Raw genomic sequence first — 24,479 nt, 5'->3', positions numbered from 1 at the left:
TCTCCCTCATGACTGATTAGCATTGGTTGCCGATTCTGGTGTGGCAAAAACTTTTCGGGGTTTACTGCCTTCACTTGGGCCAACGATTTGATTAGCCTCAAGATCATCAATAAGTCGCGCGGCGCGATTATAGCCAATGCGAAAACGCCGTTGCAACATGGATGTCGACGCACTCTGCTGAGCAATGACAAACGCCTTGGCATCATCGTATAACTCGTCTTCGGAATCACCTTGTTGCTCGGTTTCGACACTTTCCGTGGGTGTCATACTTTCAACGTATGCCGGTGAAACCTGATCCGTAATCGCCTTAACGACCCGCTCGACATCAATCGATGGAATAAAGGCACCTTGAATTCGCAATGGCTTTGACGCACCAATTGGCGAAAATAGCATATCTCCGCGCCCAAGCAACTTCTCTGCACCGTTACTATCCAAAATTGTGCGCGAATCAATTCCGCTAGATGTGGCAAACGCAATCCGGGACGGAATGTTGGCCTTCATCAGTCCTGTAATCACATCCACGGAAGGGCGCTGGGTCGCAATGATGACATGAATCCCAGCGGCGCGCGCCATTTGGGCCAGTCGGACAATCGCCGTTTCAATCTCATGACCGGCGACCATCATTAAATCACTCAATTCATCGATAATGACAACGATGTAGGGCATTTTTGTCTGCCCGCTGGCCGGATCGGCGGCAACTTTTTGATTAAATTCCTTCATGTTACGGACACCAGCCGCGGCAAATCGTTGATACCGCTCGTCCATGGCCGTTAAAATTTTATTCAACGCACTTGGCGCCTTCTTGGCTTCGGTCACCACCGGCGTCAACAGATGTGGCACGCCATTATAAACCGACAGCTCAACGCGCTTAGGATCAATCAACATTAAACGGACGTCGGTCGGTTTCGCGCGCATCAGAATGCTGGTTAAAATGACGTTGATCATTACCGATTTACCCGAACCGGTTGCCCCGGCAATCAATAAATGCGGCATTTTAGTCAAATCAAACGTCACGACTTTACCGTTGACATCGCGGCCAAGCGGCAAAACCAACGGATGGTTCGGTGCTTTTGGTGTTTCGGCCATGACTTCTTTAAAGCCAACGGTCGCAATGTGCTGATTCGGCACTTCAATCCCAATCAATGATTTTCCCGGAATCGGTGCTTCAATCCGAATGTCTTTAGCAGCAAGCGCCAAGGCGAGATCATCGGATAAATTCACAATCTTGGAAACCTTCACGCCGACAGCTGGTTGAATCTCATATTGGGTAATTGACGGACCTAACGTGGCACTTTTGACAGCCACCTTGACACCGAAGCTTTCAAATGTGTCTTTTAATTTGGTTCGATTGGTTTTGATCGCCTGGTATTCAGCACTTTGATCAACTGGCGGCGTCGCGGTCAGCATGTTCAAACTCGGCAGTTGATAATCCGCTGCGGGCATGTCTGAATCTGGATCGTGAACAGCAGCGGGCTTTGGGCTTGTCGCCGAAACATGCGCAGCCGTTGAACTTGGCGGGGTAACCCTTGCCGATGTCTCGCTCTGTGGTGCTGGCGGTACCGGCGCAGGCCCGTTAATCGTAAAGTCATCCGCTCGTTCCGAAGCCGGATCTGCTTGAGTATCAGTCGATACTGCCGCTGGTTTAGGCTTTACCGCCGATGTTGTCGGTCGTGCTGCCGCTTTCTTGGCGTGTTCCTTCTTTAAATCAACGAAGCTGCTATGAATTTGAAGTACCCCTCGCTTGCAAGCCTGTCCCAATGCTTGCAACCAGTTAAAAACCTGGTTGGCACCTACTCCCAGAAATACAAGCACACCAGCGACAACACCAAACCATGCCAGAATCGTTGCACCAAGACTGCTCAACAATGGCGCTAGTAGTGAGAAAAGGCTAGCTCCGAGTAAACCGCCACCAACTTGCGAAGCGGTCGTCATCAGGCCGAAATCATTTTGCAGCAGCCGCCAAGTGGTCAAAAGATAATGGCTGTGAACATTTAAGGTCGCCATCGTGGTCGACGTCAACAAAACCAGCGCGGCAATGAGGACAATCGCCAATCCTACCCACACATGGCGGGCCAGTTTAGGTAGGCGGTCAGCTAAAAGAAACCAAATGCCGGTCACAATCGTTGCGGCACTCACAACCAGGAAACTGTCGCCGACAACTAACCGAAAAACATTCGCCAGCACTGTCCCAACCATTCCCAAACGGAAAAACGCTAGGCTTGAGAACACCACAAATAGCGCCCCAACCCAACTCAGGGTGTGCTGCTGTTGTTTAGTCGGTCGCTTTTTGCGCGGACTTCTGCGCCCGCCGCGTTTTTGTGCCATGTTGATACTCCTTCCATTCCTGCCTATTATACACGAGCTGAAGCCGCAATTAAAAAAGGCAGCCACCCAGCCGCCTTTTTTGCTTCTTTAAGTATCAACCGCCATTAATGCTGGCCGGGTTGTTCATCGCTGGCCCCGAACTGCAGATTAACTCCTTGATCCAAAGCGACCGCTGTCACTTGATAAGTTAACGTTTCAATTGTTTCGACTAACGGTCGGCTAAGCTTGCCCAGTTCCTCTTGCGGCAACTCATTGGCTTCACCAAAGTAGTCCATCACCTGAACGATCTGGGTAATCTTCCCTGAGATTTCAAAACCACTATTGTCGGGAACAACGTCAAACGGGATCATCATCTCAAAAAGATTGCCTTTTTTCAGTTCTTCCTGTCTTTTGGGATCAGACCACTGAATCTGCCGCATTGCAACCTGTAAATCATTCTTAGCCGGGGTGTCTGGTTTAACGAGATCATAATGAAATGATTCGACGGTAATTGGGTAACGTTTTGCTTCCATCTTCGCGCCTCCTAAAGGTAAGTTACTTCAGTTTGTCATGTTGGTAAGTATGAACGGTTTCCAGTCCGGCAAACTGTTGCTGCCGCAGCGCCTCATATACCACCAGCGCCGCGCAGTTCGACAGGTTAAGTGCCCGGACATTTTCCGTCATTGGAATACGCAAGCACTGGTCGGCATGTTGCCGCATAAAACCCTCTGGCAATCCGGTGGTTTCTTTGCCGAACAAAAAGTAATGATCCACATCAGTATCGGTATAATCGCGATCTGAGTACGTCTGATCGGCAAACTTAGTGATGAGATACAGGTACCGTGGATCCGCGACTGTGTCCATAAAATCATCCAGGCTGTCGTGATAAATAATCCGCACCTTCGCCCAATAGTCCAAGCCAGCTCGCCGTAAGTGCTTATCATCGGTTTCAAACCCCAACGGCTTAATCAGATGTAAGTAACTATTGGTTGCGGCACAGGTCCGCGCAATATTGCCGGTATTTGCCGGAATCAGCGGTTCAAATAAAACTATGTGATTCGCCATGTTATCGTCCCTTCAACACAAGTGCTTTCAGTGTAGCACACTTGCAGCGCACAGTCCGTCCGTATCACCACAACTTTGTGGTCAGCTCTCAATTGATTTTCGCTTTGGCATCTCAGACGTTTCATGACCCAAAGTGGCAAAACAACGAGAAGCTCTGAGCAAGGCCGTTTTTGGGCAACAAAAAAACGCATTGCTTCGGAGCGCACTCAGCGAAGCGATACGTTAGTGAAGTAATTTATCGCAAACTTTTATCAATTACCCAAAAGCTAGCCCTGATAAAAGCCCGAAATAAATAGCTTAAAAGAATATTAACACCGGCTACCCCCGTTTTCAACCCCTTTACTTGACAAGATGTGCAACGATTAACAGATCGACTTCAATGTGAATACTTGAAAGCGGATTCGCGAGCATTGCGCGGCGACGTTCAGCCGGTGCCTGCCAAGACAATGGCGTCATCGTCAACAAATCAGCAAACTGATCGGCTGCTAACGGAAAGTCATACGTAATTGGATGAATCTCTGCTTGGGGAAAAGTCGCCAAAAAGCGATCCAGCACCGGGCGATTGTCGTAAATTGCCTTGGCGGTTCCGGCGTACAACCCGGTCCGCAGTTCTTTGAGGTACCCAGCGCGGGGAATAATTTTCAACAACTGACCGTTCGGCCGCAACACCCGGCGAAATTCTTGATAGTTGCCAGGCGAGAAAATATCAGTCACCGTGTCAAAAGAAGCATCGACAAACGGCAAATGGGCCAAATCAGCCACCGCAAATAAAGCCGGCGTTGCCAAACTGCCAGCTAAGTTAATCGCTGGCGCCGAGATATCAAATCCCACGGCCACCTGCTGCTTTTGCTCTGCCAAGTAAGCTGTTGGCGTGCCTTCTCCACAGCCAACATCCAGTAAGCGTTGATGCGGTTGCAAATGCACTGCCATGGCATCCAAAAACGGCTTGAACAAACCGGCCGCAAGCATCCGCCGTCTAGCCGCCAACATCGTTGCTGTATATTCGGTTGCGACTTGCTGGCTTAAAAAGTTCACGGTCCCTTTTCGACTAAAATCACGGACGTGCCCTTGGGGACATACCAGCGAATCCTGTTCAACGCGCATGACATTGCCGCATACCGGACAGGCAAAAAGCGGCTCCTGCTGCGCGGCTAATTGAATTTTTGCTTCACGTTTTCGCATTATTTTCCCTTCTGTACATTACTAGCGCTTGTTGTAAACTAAAAGAAAAAAGCCAAGGAGCGTGCCATGCTTTCAATTTATCGCTTTGATGAGAAATCCGGTCAGCTGAATCCGCAATCGCGTATTCGCCCCGGCGTCTGGATTAATGCTGTCAATCCCACACCGGAAGAGCGTCAGCAACTTCAGGATAAAGCCAACCTTTCAGAGGCTTTCCTACTGTACGGACTTGATCCTGATGAAGGTGCCCGTTATGAATTCGACGAGGACAATGACAGCCATCTGTTTATTTTCGATATGCCCACCGTCACGCGCGATGCCCGCAAAAAAGTCGTTTATAAAACGGGGCCGCTAGCCATCATTATCACCAACATCGCCGTGATCACGATCAATGAAGAGCCGATTCCGTTGCTTAGCCTGTTTTCTGAAGGGAAGATCAGTAACTTTAACCCTGAACACCAAAGCCGGTCCGTCATTCAAATTCTTTATCAAATTTCCATTAGTTACCTGACTTATCTGCGCGACTTGAACAAAGCCCGCGAAGCCATTGAAAGTAAACTTCAGCATAACCTGCGTAACGAAGAACTTTATGGGTTGATGGGCATCCAACGTTCCCTGGTTTACTTCATGATGAGTCTTCGGACGGATCGTAATGTTTTGGAACAACTCAAACGAACCAATCCGTTAAATCTCAACGAAGACGATCAGGATTCTTTAGAAGATACCCTTATCGAAAATCAGCAGGCAGTTGAGATGGCGCAAATCAGCAATTCCATCATCAATGAAACCGCTGATACCTACTCGTCAATTATCAACAATAACATGAACGGTGTCATGAAGTTTTTAACTTCCTACTCGATTCTACTGACAATTCCGACGCTGGTCTTCTCTTTTTATGGTATGAACGTCCATTTACCGCTGGCAGATATGAAAGTCAGTTGGATCATCACTATTGCCATCTCCATCGCGCTCGCCGTTGTCCTGGCCTTTCAATTTTGGCGCAACAAGTACTTTTAAGCACATCTCACCAAGCCGGCACCGCCGGCTTTTCTTTTTCTTTAGGTAAAATCCGAACATTAAAAAGAAAATGATCTATTTTGATTGACTTTTACATTTGATTCGCGTATCTTAGCACTTGGTGTTTTGAATAACACCGAAAATGCTTAACAATGTTCGGCTTTTGCGAAAGGATGAATCCGATGAACAACGGCATGCAGATTTTTGATTATGAAGACATTCAAATGATTCCCAACAAATGTGTGGTGCGCTCACGCAAAGAGGTTGATACCAGTGTAAAATTCGGCCCCCACACCTTTAAGATTCCGGTTGTTCCTGCCAATATGCAGACCATCATTGATGAACCTTTGGCGATCTGGCTGGCCGAACACGATTACTTCTATATTATGCACCGGTTTCAACCGGAACGGCGCATGGATTTTGTCCGTGACATGAAGAAGCGCGGCCTGATTGCTTCAATCAGTGTCGGCGTCAAAGATGAAGAATTTGATTTTATCGAAGCACTGGCAGCTAATGAATTGAGCCCGGACTATATCACCATCGATATTGCCCATGGTCATGCGCAAATTGTGATTGACATGATTCAACATATCAAACACTACCTGCCAAATGCTTTTGTGATTGCCGGCAACGTGGGTACGCCCGAAGCTGTCCGCGAACTCGAAAACGCCGGTGCCGATGCAACCAAAGTCGGGATTGGCCCTGGTAAAGTCTGCATCACCAAATTAAAAACCGGTTTTGGGACCGGTGGCTGGCAGCTGGCTGCCGTTCGCTGGTGCGCAAAGGCTGCCCGCAAACCGATTATCGCTGACGGCGGTATTCGCAACAATGGCGATATTGCCAAGTCCATTCGGTTTGGTGCAACCATGTGCATGATCGGCTCCTTGTTTGCCGGTCATGAAGAAACACCGGGCAAACACGTCACGATTGATGGCAAAGAATACCAGGAATATTACGGTTCCGCATCGGAATATCAAAAAGGTACCCACCATAACGTTGAAGGTAAGAAGATTCTTTTGCCGGTGAAGGGTAAGATCGGTGACACGTTAAAAGAAATGCAGGAAGATCTGCAGTCTGCTGTTTCCTATGCTGGTGGTCGCGACCTTGAAGCCTTAACCAAAGTTGATTACGTGATCGTTAAAAACTCAATTTTTAATGGTGACCAATACTGAAAAGCTTACCTTTTGTAAGTATTGCGAGTCGACTGCGGCTGTGCTATGCTAAGTGGGTTGAACTGTTCGAATATAACCGTTAAAAAACAAACCACAAACAAGGAGTGATAGCATACATGGCTAAAAAGTCAAAGATTGCCAAAGAAAAAAAGATTGAAGCGACGATTGCCAAATACGCACCGCTGCGTGCCAAGTATAAGGCTGAGCACAATTATGCCGCATTGCAGGCGTTACCGCGAAATGCGTCCCCTGTTCGTGCCCATAGTCGTGATGAGCTTGATGGTCGGCCGCATGCTTACATGCGTAAATTCAAGATGTCGCGCTTGAACTTCCGCGATTTGGCCCATAAAGGTCAGATCCCCGGCGTTCGCAAGGCATCATGGTAAAAAAAAAGACACCTAGCTGGCTTGTCTCCCAAATCTTGGCGGAGCAAGCCGTGCTAGGTGTTTTTTTATGAGCGCGTTATGGAGAAACCGCTTAGGCTAATCCTGTGTTTCGTACAGCAAGGTCGTACCAACTTTAAAGGTCGGCCGGTGCGTAGGCTTGAGATAAATCGCGTTTTGCATCGGCTTATCTGCAGGTACATCCTGAAACAATAAGGTCACATGCCCGATTGCTTTCAGATTGCTAACAGCCAGTTGCCCGACATAGGTCATCGTAAAGGTTGTCTCGTCAATCGTTATCCGATCGCCTGCTTGAATCGAAAACTGCGCAAGTGATGCGGGGTCAGCAAATTGCTGAATTACGGCCACATCACGCAATGCGTCCGTTGCTTGCGGCCCAAACAAAATAATCATGGGATCTTTTGAGCTCAAGGCATCCTTGCCAATTGCTGTTACTGTTGCCTTAAATTGCATATTAAAGCCTGCTTTCCATTATTGTTGAGCGTGAACTGGCACGTTATGACAGTCACGGTAAATAGCCATAAAATTTTGCACGTTCTTAAAGTGTGAAATACTCATTTTGACATCCTGGGAGAAATAACGCTGACGACTCAAGTACGCTAATCAACCCTTGCCGCCACACCCGGTACCCGCTATTTCCATTCAAGTCACGCTTTATATCATAGCATAAGCAAAGTAAAAACATGCTATACTCAACTTAAATTCGAAAGGAGCATTCGGTTCATGAAGCAAAGACTCTTATTAGGCGGTTATACGCGCCATGGCGGTGCCGGTATTTACGCAGGTACTTTTGACGATACTCAGGGACAATTGGCTGCGCCTACCCCACTGATTTCCGATTTAGGCTCACCGACCTACTTAGCGGTGTCTGATGACAATATTTTATATGCCGTCGATGCAGAAGGTGATGAAGGCGGGGTTGCCAGCTATGATCTGAATACTAATCCTCCCCGTTTGATCAACCGGGTTTTGGCACCCGGCTCATCACCCGCCCATGTTTCCATCGATGAAAATCGCCAGCTCGTTTATGCCAGTAACTACCACGAAGGCCGCATCAATGTTTATAAAATCAACCGCGATCACAGTCTAACGGCAACAGATGAGGTCATTCATTCAGGCAACGGCCCCCGTCCGGAACAGGACAGTGCGCACGTCCACTTTGCGGCAGTCACACCGGATTTTCAGCGACTCGCAGTTGTAGATCTTGGTAACGACACCTTGACGACCTATGCCGTTAGCGATGCCGGCAAACTCAGCGATCCCGTCGTCTTCCATACCGAACCCGGATTTGGCCCGCGGCATATTGCCTTTAATCACAATCAGCCAATCGCCTATCTGCTTGGTGAGTTATCCAGCAAAGTCAGTGTTTTAAGCTACGACGCCGCTACCGGCAGCTTTGAGCTTATTACAACATTGCCAACCATCCCGGCCGACTATACCGACCACAATGGTGCAGCCGCGATCCGCCTCAGCAGTGACCAACGTTTTCTTTACGTCTCTAACCGTGGTTTTAACAGTTTGACGGTCTTTGCTGTCAGCCCCGACGGGCGTAATTTGACGCAATTGCAGCAAATCAGCACAGCCGGTGACTTTCCGCGCGACTTTAATTTTGATCTGACTGAACATTACATCCTTGCCGTCAACCAAAATACCAGCAACGGAACCTTATACAGCCGCGATCCGAAAACCGGCACACTCACAGAACAGCAACGCGACATTCCAACACCAGAAGCAGTTAATGTCTTGTTCTTGGCGGATAAGTAGCGGATTTTTTAACTCGCGTGGGACTTGCTTAATTACCACATATTATGAGTGGCTGAGTCATGATTCATACAACAATATAAAAGCAAACGCACTCCAACGGTTGTTGTGAGCGCGTTTGCTTTTTGCTTTCCCAGGAGTAATTCGTTAGTAATGTTAAGATATCAGTGCCAAAGCGGAGCAATCGTAGGCCAGATGGGGCTCAGCAGTGGAATTGTTGTTGGTGGGGCGCTCTTTGCCCCGCCTACAACAAGGCCGAGCTTCGAAACCGCGGGCTTTGCGGGTTCGAAGTCGTGCCCACAGCGTTCCAGCCTCATCTGGCCGGAGATTGCGGAGTTTGGCGCGGCCCTTTTTGAAGACATCCATCCTTAACCATCTTCGATCACCGCCTTTTCAGTCGACCAACACAGCCTAATAATGCCACCGGATTATGTAAGATCCCAATAAATTGCGGCTTCAATGTGGCAAGCGGGCTAAAACCTTGTATACTGTTAACATTGAGAATTGGAGGGTTATTATGTTTGATATTATTAAAGCCGTGATTATCGGGATCGTCGAAGGGCTGACGGAATTTCTCCCGATAAGTTCCACCGGCCACATTGACCTGGTTGATCAGGTCGTTAAGTTGTCCCAGGGACGCGAATTCATGAACGTGTTTGAATACGTCATTCAGTTCGGTGCGATTTTGGCCGTCATTCTATTATATTTCAATAAGCTGAATCCATTTTCTAAGCCCACTGTTAAGGAACAAAACGCAACTTGGCAGCTGTGGGCAAAAGTCATCATTGCGGTTTTGCCTTCCGTCGTCGTTGGCCTGCCGCTCAACGATTGGATGGATAAACATTTACATACACCACTTGTCGTTGCCACTACTTTAATCGTCTACGGGGTTTTGTTCATCATCGTTGAAAACTACCTCAAAAATAAACCGTCACACATCACGACATTGGCTGACATCACTTACCAAACAGCGCTGTTGATCGGGCTTTTCCAGGTTCTGTCAATTGTCCCTGGCACTTCCCGCTCCGGTGCAACGATCCTGGGGGCCTTATTAATCGGTACATCCCGCTACGTTGCGACCGAGTTCTCTTTCTTCTTGGCGATTCCGACCATGGTTGGGGTGTCGATTCTAAAAATCGGCAAGTACTTGCTACAAGGCAACGGCTTCACCGGTGAGCAGTGGATGGTCTTGTTAACCGGCTCCGTCGTTTCATTCCTGGTTGCCATCGTCGCCATCAAGTGGCTGCTTAAATTCGTCCAGACGCATGACTTTAAACCCTTTGGCTGGTACCGAATCGCGCTCGGTGCTATCGTGTTGCTTGTGATGTTCCTTTAAAATTGCCATAGGAGGCTAACATGTTACGAGAAGTTGCTGTTGAAAATTATACGCATATTCCCCAGGCCTTAGCTGCCGGCGCCGATCGCATTGAGCTTAACGATAATCTAGCGGTAGGCGGCACAACGGTTTCAAAAGGCGTTATGGCGGAAAGTGCAAAATATGTCCATGAACACGGTCGCAGTCTTGTGACCATGATTCGGCCACGGGGCGGGAACTTTGTTTACAATGACACCGAATTAAAAATAATGGAAGCCGACTTGTTTGAAGCCCAGGCACTTGGTGTTGACGGCGTTGCTTTTGGCGCCTTAACCGCAGATGGCCTGATCGACGAAGACGCGATGACCAGCCTGATTGCAGCGAGTGCCGGCATGAGTGTGGTTTTCCACATGGCCTTTGATGCCATCCCCGAAGACCAGCAACCGGCCGCTATCGACTGGCTGGCGGCCCATCATGTTGACCGCATCTTAACGCATGGCGGACCGCTCACGAGCCCAATCGAGTCCACTCTGCCCCATTTACAAACGCTGATCGCTCACGCCGCGGATCAAATCACGATTCTTCCCGGCGGCGGGATCACCAGTCAAAACGCCGCGGCGATTGCTGACAAGTTAGGCGTCAAAGAATTGCACGGTACTAAGTTGATTCAATTTTAAACCAAACCCGATCGCTTCTCACCTGTGCTAGACGCGATTGAATAAGGCTACACCAAAATCGGTTCTCGGAACAAAAGGCACACCAACACGCCTTTCGTCTCGGAACCGATTTTTTGATACATTGATAAACTGCTTCGAACTAGCTCAAACCGGTTTTTCTTTTTAGATAACGCGCGGTATGATACTAGAGGGAAAAATGAAACGAGGGTTACGCATGATGCGAAAATTTTTTATCGGTATAATAGCGTTTTTCGGCCTTTTGACCTTATCCGGCTGCCAGAAAAAGGCCCAGCCGACTTACCTCAAAACGCCATATACCCAAAACGAATTTGTGATGGGTACGACTTGTACTTTGACGATTTATGATAAGGGCAAAAAATCGGCGCTCAAAGACGGTTTTGACATGATTCATCATGTTGACGACGAAGCAACGCTGACACGCGGTGGGTCGGTGCTTGATAAAATCAATGACAATGCCGGCATTAAACCGGTCAAAGTGCCAAAAGACTTCATGCCGCTATTGGAGAAAGCTTATTATTTTTCCAAAAACTCAAATGGCAGTTTTGATATGGCGATCGGTGCAGTGACGAATCTGTGGCAAATCGGCTTACCAGGGGCGCGGGTACCAGCGCAAAGCGAGATCGACCAAGCATTACCGCTGGTTAACTGGCGCGATGTCAAGCTTGATTCAAAGAACAACACCGCCTATCTCACCAAAAAAGGTATGCGCCTTGATTTCGGCGGCATCGCTAAAGGCTGGGTGGCTGATAAAGTCCGCGAAGTGTTACGCAAAGATGGCGTCACCGCGGCCATTATCGATCTTGGCGGTAACGTGGTTGTCATGGGCCACTCGCCACTGGGTGCCAAACGCGACTGGCATGTAGGCATCCAGGATCCGACTGCCGCGCGCGGCACCGCTGTCGGCACCATTCCGGAAAGTGACGAATCGATTGTCACTGCCGGCACTTACGAGCAATATCTGATTTCCCACGGCCATAAATACATTTACCTTTTTGATCCCAAAACCGGCTATCCTTATGACAACAATCTAGCTTCAGTCACCATTGTTTCCAAAAAAAGCGTGGATGGCGATGCGCTGTCAAATGCCGCTTTTGATAAGGGATTGAAAGATGGCTTGCAGTATATGAATGCTAAAAATAGTCAGCACATCCAAGCCATTTTCATCACCAATGACAAAAAAATCTACTTAACCAACGGACTCAAGAAACAATTTAAATTTGATGCTGATTCGGGTTATCATAAAGGCAATTTCTAAAGTTTCGCGCTAAATACAAATACGTCCAAAGTCGATGACCGTTTAAAGCCGGCTTTGGGCGTATTTATATACAAAAATAGATGAATTTATTAATTGGAAATGTGTAAAATTTTCCCACTCATCTCCGCAGCGGCAACTGCAAACGCTCAGCCAGCTCCGTCATATCATCGGGCAACGGTGCCTGTAAATCCAGCCATTTCTTTTTCAGTGGCTGCCAGAAGCGCAGATGAGCGCAATGCAACGCCTGCCGTTCAAAGCTGACAGGTTGCCGGCTGTACAAATCGTCCCCGAACAACACGTGCCCGATCGCCGCAAAATGCACCCGAATCTGGTGCGTCCGGCCGGTGTGCAGCGTGACCAACACCGCCGCTGCCTGCGAATTCTGCGCCAGCGTTCGATATTCGGTCACGGATGGCTTGCCAGTCGTGCTCACGATTCGCCGCATATAAAAGCCTTGACTAACCCCAATCGGCAACACGATCCACCCATGGGCAGGCAACGGCGACTTAGCAGTGACAATTGCCACATATTGCTTCAGGAACGCCTCACTATGCAGTTGTCGATCCAGCAGACTATGCGCCAGACTGTGCTTGGCAAATACCATTAAACCACTGGTATCCCGATCTAGCCTAGTGACAACGTGGACCGCCTGACTTTCCGCATGGGTTTTGATCAAATACGCCTTGACCATATTAGCCATACTGTCATTCTTGCGACCGATCGCCGGAATTGATGCCACGCCGGCTGGTTTGTTGACGACTAGATAATCATCATCCTCATAACAAATTGTCAGATCATGCGGGTACGGAACAACACTGTCTGCCGCTTGCTCGGGAGCGGTTTGAACCAGGATTCGGTCGCCCGTGCGAATCCCATACGCGGTATTGCGCTGCCGCTTATTGACAAAAATAAAACCGCCTTGATAGTGGAGCTTTTTGAGTTGGGCACGGGAAAAGCCCTGTTGTCTTAAAAAAGCCCCCAACTTAAGCGGCGGCCCTTCGTAATGCCATTCAAAACGCATTAATGTTTCGCTCCAATAAAAGCATCTTCGACCCGATCCCAAAAATGCATGTGCCGATAACGGGCAAAATGAATCCGTTCTTTGGCAATCTTATAACGAATCTGTTTGATCGTTGGCGGATTGATGACGAACTGATCGACTGTCATCACATAATCATCCCGACCAGTCGGCTCCAGCGTCACCCATTCATCAGGCGCCGTAATGATCGGTGAGCTGAGCGTTCGAAACACCCGATTATTAATCGATGCGATTTCGGTCACCTGAAGTGCGTCCAACCGCGGATGCATGACGGCACCGCCGTTTGACTTGCTGTAAGCTGTCGAACCGGTCGGCGTGGAAACGCACAAGCCATCGCCTCGAAAGCTCTCGAAGAAATCGCCCTTGATATAAACTTCTGTCCGCATCGTACCGTTTAATCGCTTCAAAGTTGATTCATTAAGCGCCAGATAATGGGCACTCGTAGCATCCGCATACATGGCACGAACATCCAAAAGCGGATAGCTCACACTTTGTCCGGAATCTTCTTTTAAGGCAATGACAAGGTCTTCAATTTCAAAATCACGCCAATCCGTGTAAAATCCCAGATGACCGGTATGCACGCCAATAAAGCGAATGGTATCCAGTTGGTCAGCGTACCGATGAAAGGCCGACAACAACGTGCCATCACCACCGATTGTGATGACAACATCGGGGTGCCGTTCATCCAGTTCAAAATGGCCGTTTTTTAACAGTTTAATTAACTTTTGGGCTGCCGTGATGGAGGCAGGTATGCTATTATGAAAAACCGTTACGCGCATCTTATTCATCCTTTTTACTGTCAGGCTTTTTTTCGTCAGTCGCATCGGGATACGGTTGTTGTCCCTTGCCATAAACAAATAAATGTTGGGCTTCCTGAATTTCTTCGCGAATATCGGACATTTCCTTGTCAAGCATGAAGGAAGCTTCCGCCGCTCGCTTAAGCCGGGCTTTTAGCGTGTCCGGAAACTCGCCATTGTATTTGTAATTCAGGCTATGCTCGATCGTTGCCCAAAAATTCATCGACATGGTGCGAATCTGAACTTCGGCTAGAATCTTTTTTTCGCCATGAATCAGCTGCACCGGATATTCAATCACAACATGGTAGCTGCGGTAGCCGGAAGGTTTCACATTGGTCACGTAATCCCGTTCTTCGACGATCTTCATATCCGTCCGTTGACGAAGTAGATCGACTACCTGATAAATGTCTTCCACAAATTGGCACATAATTCGCAGACCAGCAATGTCTTGCATATCCTGTTCCAAAAGCTCATCGCTAATGAACCGGCGACTCTGCTTCTCAATAATCGAACTGACCGGTTTAACCCGTCCCGTCACGAATTCAATGGGCGTATGCTCATTGGCCTGTTGAAATTGTTTACGCATGCCACGAAATTTAATCTTTAATTCCCCGACCGCTTGTTCATATGGCATTAAGAAACTGTCCCAGTCTCTTTGCATTACTGGCCCTCCCATACTAAACTACTAATAATGTGGTATGTTTGTCAGCCAACAAGTCAAAGCTAAATCGTTTGACTTGCTGATAGTTGCCGACAGCACTCACGACCACCATTCTATCATATTTTTGGCATGTAACCGGTGCCGTTGCGTTTGGAGGCAACCCATGGCTATTTCCCGCGAACAGGAATTTAAAACTTGTTTAACCAAAACCGCATTTCTGGCGATTTTGAATCATTTTGAGTTTGACCCGGCTTTTTCCCAAATGAACACCTATTATGACACAGCTGACGGCGCTGTCAAAGCGGCACGTCTTGGCTTGCGCATTCGCCAGTTTACCGACCACGCCGAGCAAACGCTGAAGGTTTCCAACAACAGTCAGCATCGTGATCTTCAGGAAATTACCGATCCGCTCACATCGATGGAAGCTCAAAATTTAATTGAGCGGGGTGAGCTTAAGCCCGGCCAGGTCACCCAAGCATTGGCAGCCCGCCACATTGACCCGGCAAGCGTCCATCCGCAAACACAAGCCAAAACAACCAGACGACTTTCACATCTGCCGGCTGGCTTGTTAACACTCGATCAGACCTTTTATATCGACCAAACCTCCGATTTTGAATTGGAAATGGAGTATCAAAACCTAGATGAAGCCAAAAAATTCTACGATAACTTGCTACAGAATTTTCACATAAAAAAACAACCTGTCATCAATAAAGTACAACGTGCATATGAGCATGTGCATGATTCACAAGCTAAATAATTGTTACTTGCGCGATTTCTGATAAAGTAAGTGTAGAAATTTGTTGCCAGCACATTGGAGGCCAAGACCGTGTTAGAAATCTTTCTTTTTTTCAATCCGATTGGCAGTATCTGTCTGAGTACAGAACAAAAGCTGCTACACCAACTGGATAAATTCCAACAAGAGGTAAAAGTTCATTTTGTCCCGGTTCTCAATCTGGACATTATTGAACAATTCATGCAGTACGAACAATTAAACGTTCACAGCCTTGCCAAACGAAATCAATTGTTGCGTGCCGCTTATAACCTCGCATTGGATTATAAAGCGGCCCAGTACCAAGGCAATAAGAAGGCGCGCATGTTGCTGTTGCGATTACAACAACACGCGCCGCTGGTTCAGTATCAATACGATGCCGCCTTCGTTGCCAAAATGCTGACGAAATGTCATTTAGATCATGAAATGTTTTACGAGGATCGGCAGCGCACCGAAGTCAAAATGGGGTTTGATTCCGATCAGCGTACTGCCAACCAGATGGGTATTACGCAGACCCCTTCCCTTGTCATTGTGGACACGGATCGCGCCGTTGATGACGGTCATGCTGTCTTAATCGAGCAAATCAGTGACGCCGATCTCATTCCGCAACTCTGTGACCTCATCAGAACAGATCCAGCGCGATTCTTCACTGAACAACCGGAAAATATGGGCGGTCATTTTCGATTCTTTTAAACGCCTCTAACATCGTCACCCACCTTCTCGATTAAACGACCTAGCTTGATAACTGGCAGGTTTCTTAGCTGATCGGTTTCATCTGGCAGCAAACAGTTTAGCTGAATAGTTCTATGGTGTACTTGGGGCCTTGCGATCATGCAAGGTCCTTTTTATATGAGCGTGAGCCAGCCCGGTTAGAAGCCGGAGTGTAAGTGTCCTTGAGTGTGATGGCCCGGGTTTAGGCCATTTAAGCGCTAACCCCCTCATCCGCAATCTTTTCCTGATAAGCGCGTTATGTTGGCCAGCTTCCGATCAATATCTGCAAACCATTGGGGCAATTGACGCCACCGACAACGCGAACCATCAAAACCGATGAGGCCAGCATCTTTGATTAACGCCAGCCAATGGTCAGCAAGCACCTTAGCAAGCGTCCCGGCTGGTAACAAAGGCGTCCAGACATCTGGTAACGCGCTTACCCAAAAACGCCGGCTTTGCGCTGCTGTGAAGCTCCGACCTTCAAATGTCAGTAGCCACTGAATCCGCAACCGTAATTCCGGCACGCCAAAATGCCGCAGCGGATGCGGTTGATCATGAACCACCCAGGGGGCACCTTGCAAATTATGCCGCCTTTCATATGCCAATGCTTGGAGCCTCATCCATGGACGAGCGCGCTTCTGCAAGCTTAAAGCGATTTGTCTAGCCTGTCGATAGCCATCAACTGGTTCGGACTGCCATTGTTGGCTTGGCGAGTGGTCATGTGCATAGTGCGTCCAAAGCCGACCTTTTTCTTTTAGCTGTAACCGCGACAAAGTTCCGATTTGTACGTTTAAGTACCACAACGTTAACCGATCTTTTTCCAGCGTCAAGAATTTGCGGGCTTGTCTTTTCCCTTGCGAATCGTGGTACCGACGTCCTAAGATCCAACTCACTTGCCAGCCACGGCGATGATACATCGTCGTCCGTTTCTTTAAGTCAGGAATACTCAACGGACTCGCCTGAAATTCCAACACTTTAGGTGGTTGTTGGTGAATCAGAATATCGGCACGCTGGCGGATCGCGGCATCATAGTATTCCAGTGTTGCCGATCGCTCATGCTGACGCAGCCAGGTTGCCAACCAGCTTTTCCCGGCCAGATGTTCGGCACTTTCCGGTTCGCCTTCACCAACTGGACGGTGGCGATGAGCAAAGTGTGCCGGGAGTACGACGCCATTTTTGATGAACACCCGCTGTTGGCAAAGCGGACAATGAAAACGACCGCCAGCCAATTGACGGGCCTGCTGATGACTGGTTAATGTGATGCGGCGATTGTTCTCGTCTAACGCTACAAACATCATCTTCACCTCGTCTACAGATTACGCCAACAATCAAAAATGCCTTGTCCTTCCGCTAATCGTCGGTTGGACAAGGCATTTTGGTTACGAGCTATTGAATTAGGCACTTTTTGCAAAGTTAAAATTGACACCCAAATTAATTTTTAAAACTATGAATCGGTGCCGGAATCCGCCCGCCGCGGTTGATAAACTGATTGGCATCACCGTCATTAACTGCCATGATCGGAGCCGTACCGAAAAGCCCGCCGAATTCTACCTGCTCACCCACGTGTTTGCCTGGCACGGGAATGACGCGAACGGCCGTGGTTTTATTATTGATCATGCCAATCGCTGCCTCATCGGCAATCATGCCGCTAATCGTAGTATCCGGTGTATCACCCGGAACTGCCACCATATCCAGTCCGACCGAGCAAACAGCCGTCATTGCTTCTAACTTTTCCAAACTGATCTGGCCGTTAGCTGCGGCCGTAATCATGTTTGCGTCCTCGGATACCGGAATAAAGGCGCCTGACAAACCGCCGACCCGTTCTGCTGCCATAATGCCGCCTTTTTTCACGGCATCATTAAGCAAAGCAAGCGCCGCCGTTGTTCCCGGTGTGCCAACATGGCTGAGGCCCATCGTCTCTAAAATCTGAGCCACCGAATCGCCTTTGGCTGGGGTTGGCGCGAGACTTAGGTCAACAATATTAAACGGTACATTCAACCGTTCAGCTGCCACCTTACCCACAAATTGTCCCATTCGTGACACTTTAAACGCGGTCTGTTTAATGGTTTCACAGACGCCTTCAAAGCTGGCGTCCGGTTCGGCGGCCAACGCCCGTTGCACGACTCCGGGACCGGAAACCCCAGTATTAATCGCCACATCGCCTTCAGAAACACCCCAAAAGGCGCCAGCCATAAACGGATTATCCTCAACGGCATTGCAGAAGATCACCAGTTTCATCGCATTCTGTGGCTTACGAGCGGCGACCTGCTTGACCACCGTACCCATTAGCTTCACGGCATCCATGTTCAAGCCACTGCGAGTGCTGCCAATATTGACCGAGGCACAAACCCGCTCGGTCGTTGCCAGCACCTCCGGCAAACTTTTCATCAAAGCGACTTCCGCGTCTGTGCTGCCATTTTGAACCAAAGCCGAATAGCCGCCGATTAAGTCGACGCCCAGGTCTTTCGCTGCCCGATCCATTGCCTTGGCAACCGGACGAAAATCCAACGTTGGGTCAGCACCCGCCAATAGACTAACCGGCGTCACACTGATACGTTTATTGACAATCGGAATGCCGTACTCATCACTAATGGCCTCGGCAACCGGAACAAGTTTGGCGGCTTTGCGCATAATTTTGGCATACACGTGATCGGCCGTTGTCTGTAAATCGCCGGTCACACAATCCAACAAGGAAATTCCCATCGTGATGGTACGAATATCCAGGTTTTCCTCGCTGATCATTTCAATTGTTTCTTTAATCTGTTGCGTTTCCATGACTACTCCCTCATTGAGCTGATTGATGGTGATTAAAGCCGATGCATGGCATCAAAAATTTCTTGGCGGGAAACTTTAATCTCCACACCGATCTTGTCGCCTAAAGCCGTCAGATGCTGCTTAACGGACTTGAAGCTGGCATCATCCGGGATCTTGGCAAGCAGCATCATGGTAAAAGCCCCTCGCATGATGGTTTGCGATACATCCAAAATATTGACGTTCAGGTCGGCCAATGCCGTTGTCACTTGGGCAATGATCCCGACTTTATCAGTTCCAATAACGGTTACGATGACTTGCATGATTTGTCCTCTCTCTAAAAGCTTCATTTTGATTGGTGCTTAAAACGATGTCTCATTTTACCATAATCTGCTTCGCAACTTTGGGAGATCTTCAAGTACTTAGACCTTGGCATCGACAAATTATTTTTTCAATCAAACTATCTTAAGATTCAAGGCAGCACTGAACAAATGCCGTGATAAACTAAATCGTGGAGGCAGAAAATGAAAGTCGTTAAATATTTTGCGGCACTGCTTGGCATGGTGCTGTTCGCATTCGTGTTAAGTCAGGTACATCCGGATCACAACGCGCCTTTAACCAATGATACTCGCGCCAACATTTGGGTGCTGAGCGATACCCACTTCATCGCGCCTAGCCTGCACGATGAGCGCACCGCTTACACTGAAATCAAGAAATCCGCTGCCGGTAAGGACATGGATTATCAACCGGTAGCCATTCATGCCTTGGTACAAAGCGCGCTTAAGGCGCGGCCAACAGCTTTGATCATCACCGGTGACGTGACATTTAATGGCGAAAAAGCCAGCGCGGAAAGCTTGATGCGGCGCTTGCAACCGCTTGTCGACAATGGCACCAAGGTTTTGATCATTCCGGGTAACCATGACATTTACGACGGTTGGGCACGTGCTTACAAAGGCAAGCAGCAACTGATGACAGAGCAAATCAGTCCCAGCGACTGGCGGCAGATTTTTCATACCAGTTATGCACAGGCGGCGGCTCAGGATTCGAACAGTCTGAGCTATCGCGTGAATCTGAACCACCAATACCAGCTACTGCTTCTCGACAGCAATATTTACACGATAGAGCCATCCAATCGCCCGCCTAACACAGGTGGCAAACTCTCGCCGCAAACATTGAGTTGGGTCCGTCAGCAGCTTGCCATTGGCGCCCATGCCCATCGCAAGTCAATCGTTTTCATGCACCACAACCTTTATAACCACAATGAGGCTGTGAATGAGGGCTATGTTTTAGACAATAGTGATGCGTTAAAGAAGTTACTGACCAAATATCATGTTCCGCTGCTGTTTTCCGGTCATATCCACGCCCAGGACATCAGTCGTGATCCGACTGGTCAGTGCCCAACGATTGAAGTCGTCAGCGGGGCTTTTTCAATCAGTCCGGCAAGTTATGGCATTGTTAGTTTCAGTCCGAATAAAATTACTTATCAGAAAAAAGCCACGAACTTGACGCCTTACCTGACACCTGCGCAACGAAAAAATCCTAATCTGTTGCACTATCAACGATACTTAAAACGTCTCTTCCTTCAAGATGGTGAAGGTTTGGCATATGGTGATTTGATGGACAACGGTGTGACCAATGAACACGATTTAGATGCGGCGGCCAGACTGATGGGGATCCTTAACTGGCGCTTTTTCACAGGTGATGATCACCCAAGCAAAGCTGAACTCAATCGCCTCCATGCCGACCCGGGCTGGGCAGTCCTCGAACGCTCGCCGATGTTGCGTCGCTATCTTAAAACCATTGTGCAGGACCACAATCTGAATGATCAACATCTTGTCATCAAGCATCCCTAATACTGTTCATCGGCAATGTTTTATTTTCTAAAAAGCAGGCCTTAGCGTCAACGCCAAAAGCGTTACTCTAAGGCCTGCTTTTATCAGTATTGATGAACGAATGGCTTCTTGAGACTAGGATCACAACTGCGGCTGGCTTAAATGCTCCGTTAATCGAGTGATCGCTTTGGTAACAAGTTTCGGATCAGTAGCTAGGTTCAAGCGAATATACGTCGCCGTTTTGGGCGAGAACCATGCACCGTAGTCAACTGCCAAACCACAGATGCCCTCAACAAAGGCTTTGATGTGGTCAGGTGCCACGTACGCGCCAATATCAACATAGGCTAAATAAGTCCCTTGAAGATCGGCAACGGTCGCTTTGGGGGCCGCCTGCGCTAAGCCATCCAACAATTGCCGGTAGTTAAACCGAACCACCTGAAGGACCTGATCCAGCCACGCAGCGCCATGCCGATAAGCAGCCTCGCCGGCAACTTGGCCCATCAGGCTGGTATCAACTGGATGCAGCTGCTTGATAAAATCGTCATACTTGGCGCGCAGTTCTTCATCCGGAATGATGATATGGGAATTCAGCAACGCAGCAAGATTGAACGTTTTTGAAGGGGCATTCAACACCACGAGATTTTGGCGGGCTTTGCCTTCCGCCACCTGCAAGGCTGACGTAAATTTAGGGCCGCTGACTTCAAGGTCACCGTGGATTTCATCGGAAACCACCGTGATATCATGCTGACTGGTAATCGCAAACAGCCGGTTCAATTCGTCCCGGGTCCAAATCCGGCCGACCGGATTATGCGGGGAACACAGAATCATCGCTTTAATGTGGGTTGTTGCCAGCGTCTTTTCCAGTTGATCGAAATCCATTCGCCAGCCATCGGCAGTTAATTGCAGATCAACTGAAACCACGCGGCGTCCGAGGTCTTTGATCGCATTCATGAATGGATAATAAACCGGCTGCATGATTAAAACCGGATCGCCGGGGTCGGTCAGCCAGTTGACCATGGCATATAACGACTTCACCACGCCGACGCCAAACCGCATCCATTCCGGTTCGACTGTCACGCCATGGCGCTCTTTTTGCCAATTAATGAACGCATCATAATACGATTGCGGGCGGATGGAATAACCAAACGTCCCTTCTTGCACACGGGCGGTTAGTGCATCCAAAACCGCTTGCGGCGCCTTGAATTCTGTATCGGCAATCCACATTGGCAACAAATCATCCCGGCCAAATTCTTCTTTTAAGCCATCCCACTTGACGGCGTTACTATTTCGCCGATCAACCAAGTGCGCATCAACAAAGGCTGCAACGTCAGCTGGCAATTCTTCCATCAACGATCCCTGCTTTCTTGCTTTTGGTGTCATTGTACGCATCCTGTCAGGGTGTGTCCACCACGGTCAGACCGAATTCTTGCTATCGACTTACAGCTGATGCACTTAAGCAAGAACCTGTTTCAACGCCGGCTCAATCGCTTCAGGCGTTGTTTTCGGTGCGAATCGTTTCACAACCCGGCCATCGCGATCAACGAGAAACTTCGTGAAGTTCCATTTAATCGACTTCCCCAATTCACCAGGCGCTTCGGTTTTAAGGTATTTGAAAAGTGGGGCCGTGTGCGCACCGTTAACTTTGATAAGCTGATGCATCGGGAAACTAACCCCATACTTCATTCGGCACGCCTCCGCCGCTGCATGACCATCTGCCAACTCCTGTTTGAATTGATCCGATGGGAACCCTAAGATGACTAATCCTTGATCTTTGTACTTTTTATACAGTTTTTCCAAACCGTCAAACTGAGGGGCAAACCCGCATTTAGTCGCCGTATTCACGATCAGCAACGGTTGCCCCTTATATTTGCTTAATGAATACGCTGCGCCATCTTCCAAAGTTACATCGAAATCATAAATTGACATAGTTGGTCCGCCTTTCTTAATCAAAGTTGATGCCTTATACTAACACTTTTGGCGAAACAAACGGTACCGAAAAAATTCTTAAAACTTTTGCTTGCGTGGCCTACGCGCTTCCGCTATAATCATCTATGTTGTTGCCGCGATGGCGGAACTGGCAGACGCGCAGTGTTCAGGTCGCTGTGGGATTTATTCCCGTGCAGGTTCGATTCCTGTTCGCGGCATTATAAATACTCACTTTCTTGAGTATTCAATGTCCGGGCAACATACAATTGGTCTTCCCAAGATGATTGGGAGGGCTTTTTTTATTTTAACACCACATTGCCCCTGCACAACCCCCGTGCTAACCTTAAAAGATGGAGGCGAACCAATGACACATAAGACGCACCGTGCGTTTGGCTGCTATGGGATTGCAACCATTGATCAGCACTTGATCGTCATTCGTAAAAATGGCGGTCCTTACATCCACCGCTTTGATCTTCCCGGCGGCAGCTTAGATGGCCCTGAGCCGCTTGAGCATGATGTTTTGCGGGAGTTCAACGAAGAAACGGGGCTCACCGCCACAATTGATCGTCAGTTGGGCGCTACCAGTTTTGTTTATCCTTGGCGGTATGAGCACTGGACCATTAATCAACATATTTGCGTTTTCTACACACTCACGATCACCGGTGGTCAATTAGCTAAAACCGTACCGCAATTCATCGGTCAGGATTCACTTGGCGCACAGGCCGTCCCACAGGAAAAATTAACTTGGGATAATGCTTCGCCACTGGTCATGTTTGCAAAAAGCTTTTTACAAACCGGCCAGGCGGATTTAACCACCAAAACATTCAGTGAATGGACTGTCTTGAAGGAGGACTCTGATTCATGAAGCAATTAACGGAACAGTTAGCGCAGGCAGTCGTGCGGCCGCGGCAACGCAATACTTACAAAGGTAGTTTTGGCAAAATCCTTATTGTCGGGGGCAACGCCCAATTCGGGGGTGCCGCGATCATGAGTGCCAGTGCGGCGGTTTATGCTGGTGCCGGACTGGTCAGTGTGGCGACCGATCCGGTCAACCGCAGCGCCTTGCACGCCCGCTTGCCTGAAGCCATGATTCTCGATGCTGCCTCATCTGCCCTAGAAACGGCTATTCGTCAAGCCACGGTAATTGTCGTCGGTCCGGGATTGGGAACCGATAACGCTGCCTTGGCGATTTTAAAGCGAGTCTTTGCGGCAGTTGAGCAGACGCAGGTTCTAATCATTGATGGTTCTGCCATTACCCTTGTGGCTGCGCATCATCTCGACTACCCGAACGCGCAGCTCATTTGGACGCCTCACCAGGTTGAATGGCAGCGATTGTCTGGCCTCGCACTCCCCGACCAAACTGTCACCGCCAGTCAACAGGCAGCCAGACGCATCCCTGGCATCGTTGTGGCCAAAAGTTCCCAGACGCATGTTTTTGTTGGCGATGACGTTTACGAAAATATGGCCGGTGGTCCGGCAATGGCCACAGGCGGCTCTGGCGACACGCTAACCGGCATCATTGCTGCGTTTGCGGGTCAATTTCAGCCACTGAAGCAAGCGGTGTTGGCAGCCGTATTCGTCCACTCACACGTCGCTGATATTGTCGCTATGAATAGCTACGTGGCATTACCCACGATGGTGATTCAGGAGCTGCCTGCCTATCTGAAACAATTGTCTGAATCTTAAAAAGGTTGCCAACCAGTTCCGGGCATTTCCTTCATATAATTAGGCAAGTCAGACTAAAAGCGGCGGCAAGAGCAGATTTTTCCACTCTTGCCGCCGCTTTTTATTAACGCCAGCCTATTTGGTACGCAGAACGCACC

Annotated in this window: 25 protein-coding genes and 1 tRNA gene; 13 read left to right on the top strand and 13 right to left on the bottom strand. The window is 48.7% G+C overall.

The features are described 5' to 3' along the window. Nucleotides 1-6 precede the first annotated feature (6 nt). The 4 genes from LACSTY_RS04350 to LACSTY_RS04335 all read right to left on the bottom strand — a co-directional run bounded on the left by LACSTY_RS04350 (nucleotide 7) and on the right by LACSTY_RS04335 (nucleotide 4,551). Nucleotides 7-2,325 carry an FtsK/SpoIIIE family DNA translocase gene (locus tag LACSTY_RS04350; protein WP_087911826.1) on the bottom strand — a complete coding sequence of 773 codons (2,319 nt, stop codon included), beginning with the start codon at nucleotides 2,323-2,325 and terminating at the stop codon, nucleotides 7-9. A 104-nt stretch (nucleotides 2,326-2,429) separates the two neighbouring features. Beyond that, nucleotides 2,430-2,837 carry a DUF1149 family protein gene (locus tag LACSTY_RS04345; protein ID WP_087911825.1) on the bottom strand — a complete coding sequence of 136 codons (408 nt, stop codon included), beginning with the start codon at nucleotides 2,835-2,837 and terminating at the stop codon, nucleotides 2,430-2,432. A 22-nt stretch (nucleotides 2,838-2,859) separates the two neighbouring features. Next, a complete protein-coding gene (gene trmL, locus LACSTY_RS04340; protein WP_025012508.1) occupies nucleotides 2,860-3,369 on the bottom strand; it encodes a tRNA (uridine(34)/cytosine(34)/5-carboxymethylaminomethyluridine(34)-2'-O)-methyltransferase TrmL in 510 nt (169 codons plus the stop codon). 339 nt (nucleotides 3,370-3,708) lie between these two features. Continuing rightward, entirely contained in the window at nucleotides 3,709-4,551 is an 843-nt protein-coding gene (locus LACSTY_RS04335) for a methyltransferase domain-containing protein (RefSeq protein ID WP_087911824.1), read from the bottom strand. 66 nt (nucleotides 4,552-4,617) lie between these two features. Here LACSTY_RS04335 and LACSTY_RS04330 point away from each other — a divergent pair, with 66 nt between their 5' ends. The 3 genes from LACSTY_RS04330 (at nucleotide 4,618) to rpsN (ending at nucleotide 7,123) form a co-directional block, all read left to right on the top strand. Next, complete coding sequence (locus tag LACSTY_RS04330; protein ID WP_010489474.1) at nucleotides 4,618-5,565, top strand: magnesium transporter CorA family protein; 948 nt, start codon at nucleotides 4,618-4,620, stop codon at nucleotides 5,563-5,565. A gap of 194 nt (nucleotides 5,566-5,759) precedes the next feature. Continuing rightward, on the top strand, nucleotides 5,760-6,737 hold the full coding sequence (locus LACSTY_RS04325; RefSeq protein WP_032958395.1) for a GMP reductase: 978 nt from the start codon (nucleotides 5,760-5,762) through the stop codon (nucleotides 6,735-6,737). A gap of 116 nt (nucleotides 6,738-6,853) precedes the next feature. Beyond that, the gene (gene rpsN / locus LACSTY_RS04320) at nucleotides 6,854-7,123 is read left to right on the top strand and encodes a 30S ribosomal protein S14 (protein WP_003564153.1); all 270 of its coding nucleotides are present in this window, start codon (nucleotides 6,854-6,856) and stop codon (nucleotides 7,121-7,123) included. A 96-nt stretch (nucleotides 7,124-7,219) separates the two neighbouring features. On the opposite strand, the gene LACSTY_RS04315 is transcribed toward rpsN, so the two are convergent. Continuing rightward, complete coding sequence (locus LACSTY_RS04315; RefSeq protein WP_010489512.1) at nucleotides 7,220-7,594, bottom strand: PTS glucitol/sorbitol transporter subunit IIA; 375 nt, start codon at nucleotides 7,592-7,594, stop codon at nucleotides 7,220-7,222. A gap of 270 nt (nucleotides 7,595-7,864) precedes the next feature. Between LACSTY_RS04315 and LACSTY_RS04310 the strand changes: the two genes are divergently transcribed. The 4 genes from LACSTY_RS04310 (at nucleotide 7,865) to LACSTY_RS04295 (ending at nucleotide 12,170) form a co-directional block, all read left to right on the top strand. Beyond that, complete coding sequence (locus LACSTY_RS04310) at nucleotides 7,865-8,905, top strand: lactonase family protein (RefSeq protein WP_087911823.1); 1,041 nt, start codon at nucleotides 7,865-7,867, stop codon at nucleotides 8,903-8,905. 514 nt (nucleotides 8,906-9,419) lie between these two features. Further along, nucleotides 9,420-10,238 (top strand): undecaprenyl-diphosphate phosphatase, encoded by an 819-nt coding sequence (locus LACSTY_RS04305; RefSeq protein WP_151466806.1) that lies wholly within the window; start codon nucleotides 9,420-9,422, stop codon nucleotides 10,236-10,238. 20 nt (nucleotides 10,239-10,258) lie between these two features. After that, nucleotides 10,259-10,894, top strand: a complete 636-nt coding sequence (locus LACSTY_RS04300; RefSeq protein ID WP_087911821.1) for a copper homeostasis protein CutC — start codon at nucleotides 10,259-10,261, stop codon at nucleotides 10,892-10,894. A gap of 217 nt (nucleotides 10,895-11,111) precedes the next feature. Further along, nucleotides 11,112-12,170, top strand: a complete 1,059-nt coding sequence (locus tag LACSTY_RS04295; protein WP_087913235.1) for an FAD:protein FMN transferase — start codon at nucleotides 11,112-11,114, stop codon at nucleotides 12,168-12,170. 118 nt (nucleotides 12,171-12,288) lie between these two features. On the opposite strand, the gene LACSTY_RS04290 is transcribed toward LACSTY_RS04295, so the two are convergent. The 3 genes from LACSTY_RS04290 to yjbM are packed head-to-tail and all read right to left on the bottom strand — an operon-like array spanning nucleotide 12,289 to nucleotide 14,667. Next, on the bottom strand, nucleotides 12,289-13,191 hold the full coding sequence (locus LACSTY_RS04290; protein ID WP_087911820.1) for an RluA family pseudouridine synthase: 903 nt from the start codon (nucleotides 13,189-13,191) through the stop codon (nucleotides 12,289-12,291). Next, nucleotides 13,191-13,988: an NAD kinase gene (locus LACSTY_RS04285; RefSeq protein ID WP_010489527.1), complete on the bottom strand. Its 798-nt coding sequence runs from the start codon at nucleotides 13,986-13,988 to the stop codon at nucleotides 13,191-13,193. The genes LACSTY_RS04290 and LACSTY_RS04285 overlap by 1 nt, the downstream gene beginning before the upstream one ends. A 1-nt stretch (nucleotide 13,989) precedes the next feature. Further along, a complete protein-coding gene (gene yjbM / locus LACSTY_RS04280) occupies nucleotides 13,990-14,667 on the bottom strand; it encodes a GTP diphosphokinase (RefSeq protein WP_049169090.1) in 678 nt (225 codons plus the stop codon). Between the two features lie 163 nt (nucleotides 14,668-14,830). Between yjbM and LACSTY_RS04275 the strand changes: the two genes are divergently transcribed. Next, nucleotides 14,831-15,424 (top strand): CYTH domain-containing protein, encoded by a 594-nt coding sequence (locus tag LACSTY_RS04275; RefSeq protein ID WP_087911819.1) that lies wholly within the window; start codon nucleotides 14,831-14,833, stop codon nucleotides 15,422-15,424. Between the two features lie 69 nt (nucleotides 15,425-15,493). Further along, complete coding sequence (locus LACSTY_RS04270) at nucleotides 15,494-16,129, top strand: DsbA family protein (protein WP_025012499.1); 636 nt, start codon at nucleotides 15,494-15,496, stop codon at nucleotides 16,127-16,129. Nucleotides 16,130-16,374: 245 nt separating this feature from the next. Here the strand turns inward: LACSTY_RS04270 and LACSTY_RS04265 are convergent, their stop codons facing one another. The 3 genes from LACSTY_RS04265 to LACSTY_RS04255 all read right to left on the bottom strand — a co-directional run bounded on the left by LACSTY_RS04265 (nucleotide 16,375) and on the right by LACSTY_RS04255 (nucleotide 19,221). Further along, nucleotides 16,375-17,442 (bottom strand): competence protein CoiA, encoded by a 1,068-nt coding sequence (locus tag LACSTY_RS04265; protein WP_087911818.1) that lies wholly within the window; start codon nucleotides 17,440-17,442, stop codon nucleotides 16,375-16,377. A 136-nt stretch (nucleotides 17,443-17,578) separates the two neighbouring features. Continuing rightward, nucleotides 17,579-18,922 (bottom strand): PFL family protein, encoded by a 1,344-nt coding sequence (locus LACSTY_RS04260; RefSeq protein WP_087911817.1) that lies wholly within the window; start codon nucleotides 18,920-18,922, stop codon nucleotides 17,579-17,581. Nucleotides 18,923-18,954: 32 nt separating this feature from the next. Then, complete coding sequence (locus tag LACSTY_RS04255; RefSeq protein ID WP_010489536.1) at nucleotides 18,955-19,221, bottom strand: ACT domain-containing protein; 267 nt, start codon at nucleotides 19,219-19,221, stop codon at nucleotides 18,955-18,957. A 201-nt stretch (nucleotides 19,222-19,422) separates the two neighbouring features. Here LACSTY_RS04255 and LACSTY_RS04250 point away from each other — a divergent pair, with 201 nt between their 5' ends. Then, entirely contained in the window at nucleotides 19,423-20,751 is a 1,329-nt protein-coding gene (locus LACSTY_RS04250; protein WP_087911816.1) for a metallophosphoesterase, read from the top strand. Between the two features lie 120 nt (nucleotides 20,752-20,871). Here the strand turns inward: LACSTY_RS04250 and LACSTY_RS04245 are convergent, their stop codons facing one another. Further along, nucleotides 20,872-22,077 (bottom strand): MalY/PatB family protein, encoded by a 1,206-nt coding sequence (locus LACSTY_RS04245; RefSeq protein ID WP_087911815.1) that lies wholly within the window; start codon nucleotides 22,075-22,077, stop codon nucleotides 20,872-20,874. Nucleotides 22,078-22,182: 105 nt separating this feature from the next. Further along, nucleotides 22,183-22,656, bottom strand: coding sequence for a glutathione peroxidase (locus LACSTY_RS04240; RefSeq protein WP_087911814.1), 474 nt, complete (start codon nucleotides 22,654-22,656; stop codon nucleotides 22,183-22,185). A gap of 133 nt (nucleotides 22,657-22,789) precedes the next feature. Here LACSTY_RS04240 and LACSTY_RS04235 point away from each other — a divergent pair. From LACSTY_RS04235 to LACSTY_RS04225, 3 genes are all read left to right on the top strand, one after another. Further along, nucleotides 22,790-22,874 (top strand) — tRNA-Leu (locus tag LACSTY_RS04235). A gap of 146 nt (nucleotides 22,875-23,020) precedes the next feature. Continuing rightward, nucleotides 23,021-23,521 (top strand): NUDIX domain-containing protein, encoded by a 501-nt coding sequence (locus LACSTY_RS04230; protein WP_087911813.1) that lies wholly within the window; start codon nucleotides 23,021-23,023, stop codon nucleotides 23,519-23,521. Continuing rightward, nucleotides 23,518-24,342 carry an NAD(P)H-hydrate dehydratase gene (locus LACSTY_RS04225; protein WP_087911812.1) on the top strand — a complete coding sequence of 275 codons (825 nt, stop codon included), beginning with the start codon at nucleotides 23,518-23,520 and terminating at the stop codon, nucleotides 24,340-24,342. Before LACSTY_RS04230 ends, LACSTY_RS04225 begins: the two co-directional genes overlap by 4 nt. Nucleotides 24,343-24,479 lie beyond the last annotated feature (137 nt).

Origin of the sequence: Lacticaseibacillus styriensis (assembly GCF_030770295.1) — a bacterium.
Classification (GTDB): domain Bacteria; phylum Bacillota; class Bacilli; order Lactobacillales; family Lactobacillaceae; genus Lacticaseibacillus; species Lacticaseibacillus casei.
This window is presented reverse-complemented; position numbering and strand designations above follow the sequence as displayed.

Excerpts from the sequence above, each read along its gene's own strand:
- LACSTY_RS04350 (WP_087911826.1), bottom strand. The coding sequence starts at position 2,325 with ATGGCACAAAAACGCGGCGGGCGCAGAAGTCCGCGCAAAAAGCGACCG.
- LACSTY_RS04345 (WP_087911825.1), bottom strand. The coding sequence starts at position 2,837 with ATGGAAGCAAAACGTTACCCAATTACCGTCGAATCATTTCATTATGAT.
- trmL (WP_025012508.1), bottom strand. The coding sequence starts at position 3,369 with ATGGCGAATCACATAGTTTTATTTGAACCGCTGATTCCGGCAAATACC.
- LACSTY_RS04335 (WP_087911824.1), bottom strand. The coding sequence starts at position 4,551 with ATGCGAAAACGTGAAGCAAAAATTCAATTAGCCGCGCAGCAGGAGCCG.
- LACSTY_RS04330 (WP_010489474.1), top strand. The coding sequence starts at position 4,618 with ATGCTTTCAATTTATCGCTTTGATGAGAAATCCGGTCAGCTGAATCCG.
- LACSTY_RS04325 (WP_032958395.1), top strand. The coding sequence starts at position 5,760 with ATGCAGATTTTTGATTATGAAGACATTCAAATGATTCCCAACAAATGT.
- rpsN (WP_003564153.1), top strand. The coding sequence starts at position 6,854 with ATGGCTAAAAAGTCAAAGATTGCCAAAGAAAAAAAGATTGAAGCGACG.
- LACSTY_RS04315 (WP_010489512.1), bottom strand. The coding sequence starts at position 7,594 with ATGCAATTTAAGGCAACAGTAACAGCAATTGGCAAGGATGCCTTGAGC.
- LACSTY_RS04310 (WP_087911823.1), top strand. The coding sequence starts at position 7,865 with ATGAAGCAAAGACTCTTATTAGGCGGTTATACGCGCCATGGCGGTGCC.
- LACSTY_RS04305 (WP_151466806.1), top strand. The coding sequence starts at position 9,420 with ATGTTTGATATTATTAAAGCCGTGATTATCGGGATCGTCGAAGGGCTG.
- LACSTY_RS04300 (WP_087911821.1), top strand. The coding sequence starts at position 10,259 with ATGTTACGAGAAGTTGCTGTTGAAAATTATACGCATATTCCCCAGGCC.
- LACSTY_RS04295 (WP_087913235.1), top strand. The coding sequence starts at position 11,112 with ATGCGAAAATTTTTTATCGGTATAATAGCGTTTTTCGGCCTTTTGACC.
- LACSTY_RS04290 (WP_087911820.1), bottom strand. The coding sequence starts at position 13,191 with ATGCGTTTTGAATGGCATTACGAAGGGCCGCCGCTTAAGTTGGGGGCT.
- LACSTY_RS04285 (WP_010489527.1), bottom strand. The coding sequence starts at position 13,988 with ATGCGCGTAACGGTTTTTCATAATAGCATACCTGCCTCCATCACGGCA.
- yjbM (WP_049169090.1), bottom strand. The coding sequence starts at position 14,667 with ATGCAAAGAGACTGGGACAGTTTCTTAATGCCATATGAACAAGCGGTC.
- LACSTY_RS04275 (WP_087911819.1), top strand. The coding sequence starts at position 14,831 with ATGGCTATTTCCCGCGAACAGGAATTTAAAACTTGTTTAACCAAAACC.
- LACSTY_RS04265 (WP_087911818.1), bottom strand. The coding sequence starts at position 17,442 with ATGTTTGTAGCGTTAGACGAGAACAATCGCCGCATCACATTAACCAGT.
- LACSTY_RS04260 (WP_087911817.1), bottom strand. The coding sequence starts at position 18,922 with ATGGAAACGCAACAGATTAAAGAAACAATTGAAATGATCAGCGAGGAA.
- LACSTY_RS04255 (WP_010489536.1), bottom strand. The coding sequence starts at position 19,221 with ATGCAAGTCATCGTAACCGTTATTGGAACTGATAAAGTCGGGATCATT.
- LACSTY_RS04250 (WP_087911816.1), top strand. The coding sequence starts at position 19,423 with ATGAAAGTCGTTAAATATTTTGCGGCACTGCTTGGCATGGTGCTGTTC.
- LACSTY_RS04245 (WP_087911815.1), bottom strand. The coding sequence starts at position 22,077 with ATGGAAGAATTGCCAGCTGACGTTGCAGCCTTTGTTGATGCGCACTTG.
- LACSTY_RS04240 (WP_087911814.1), bottom strand. The coding sequence starts at position 22,656 with ATGTCAATTTATGATTTCGATGTAACTTTGGAAGATGGCGCAGCGTAT.
- LACSTY_RS04230 (WP_087911813.1), top strand. The coding sequence starts at position 23,021 with ATGACACATAAGACGCACCGTGCGTTTGGCTGCTATGGGATTGCAACC.
- LACSTY_RS04225 (WP_087911812.1), top strand. The coding sequence starts at position 23,518 with ATGAAGCAATTAACGGAACAGTTAGCGCAGGCAGTCGTGCGGCCGCGG.